This is a genomic window from Jhaorihella thermophila (assembly GCF_900108275.1).
Taxonomy (GTDB): domain Bacteria; phylum Pseudomonadota; class Alphaproteobacteria; order Rhodobacterales; family Rhodobacteraceae; genus Jhaorihella; species Jhaorihella thermophila.
The window spans coordinates 1-1,298 of the sequence record NZ_FNVD01000063.1 but is presented as its reverse complement, the minus strand read 5'-3'; the positions used below and the strand labels follow the sequence as shown (position 1 = coordinate 1,298).

General features: G+C 66.4%; 1 protein-coding gene and 1 pseudogene. Both read left to right on the top strand.

Annotated features, from left to right (window positions below):
• Positions 1–167: 167 nt before the first annotated feature.
• Positions 168–1,061: pseudogene (locus tag C4S70_RS18395) on the top strand (GTA baseplate fiber-binding domain-containing protein); the annotation flags it as partial.
• A 10-nt stretch (positions 1,062–1,071) separates the two neighbouring features.
• Positions 1,072–1,298, top strand: a 227-nt coding sequence (locus C4S70_RS18390; protein ID WP_146064278.1) for a DUF2793 domain-containing protein, incomplete at its 3' end; no start/stop codon positions are given.

Sequence of the window (1,298 nt, the reverse complement as noted above, 5' to 3'; positions counted from 1 at the left end):
CAGCTCAGCGACCGTCTGCTCACCCTTCAGCGCCTCAAGCGCTACCTTCGCCTTGAACTCCGGCGAATGCTGCTTCCGTTTCGACATCTCTGATCTCATCTTCGTCGAAGATCAGCAGACAGCAATTTGTAGCCTACGTCAGCGTCCGATTTTCGGGGAGTAGCTCATTCGCCGCGGCGCATGCGATACCGGGGCCGGGCGAGATTGCGGTGTTCCGCAGCCCGTCGACGGACGGTTTCAACCTGCTGACCACGTTTGGCACGCGGGCACGGATCGGCACATTGGTCTCGGACTTCTACGCCGGGCCCACCTCGCGCTTTGATCTCGGCAACGTACTGGCGGTCGATCTGCTCTCGGGCACGCTGGAAAGCGTCACAGACCTGATGCTTTTCGGCGGCGCCAACGCGCTGGCTATCGAGAGTGCGCCGGGCGTCTGGGAGATCGTGCAGGCAGGCGCGGCGGAACTGATAGCACCCGGCCGGTATCGCCTGACCCGACTCCTGCGTGGCCAGCGCGGCACGGAAGGCGCCATGGGCAATCCGGTGCCTGCGGGTGCCCGGGTTGTGGTGCTCGACGCCAGCCTCGCACCGATGCCGATTGCCGAGGCCGATCTCGGCATCCCCTGGAACTGGCGCATCGGCCCGGCGAGCCGCCCGGTCAGCGACGAGACCTATGTCGCGCAGGCCTTCACGCCCGCAGGCGTGGGGCTTCGCCCGTTCTCCGTCGCCCATGTCGAACAGCCGTGGCGCAAGCCGCGTGCGCCCGGCGATCTGACGATCCGCTGGACGCGGCGGTCCCGCGCGCTCGCCTCCGACAGTTGGGGCGGGATTGAGGTGCCGCTCAGTGAGGAACTGGAAGCCTACGAGGTGGAGATCCTTGACGGCGCGACCGTGAAGCGGGTGCTGAGCACGGCCACCACCAGCGCGGTCTACACCGCCGCAGATCAGACCGCCGATTGGGGCGCACCGCTCGGCCCCGGCGACACGCTCGACATCCGCATCTTCCAGCTATCCGCCCTCGTCGGGCGGGGCGCACCCAAATCAGTCACGCTCACGTTCTGAAAGCCAACCCATGTCCGACGCCACCACCCATCTGCTGCTGCCCTACATCCTCGCGGCGCAGGCCCAGAAGCACGTCACACACAACGAAGCGCTCCGGCTCTTGGACGGACTCGTGCAACTCTCCGTTCTTGACCGTGATCTCACTTTGCCGCCTGGAAGCCCGGCCAATGGCGACCGCTACATCGTCGGCTCGGGCGCGACGGGCGATTGGGCTGGCTGGGACCTGAACGTCGCGAT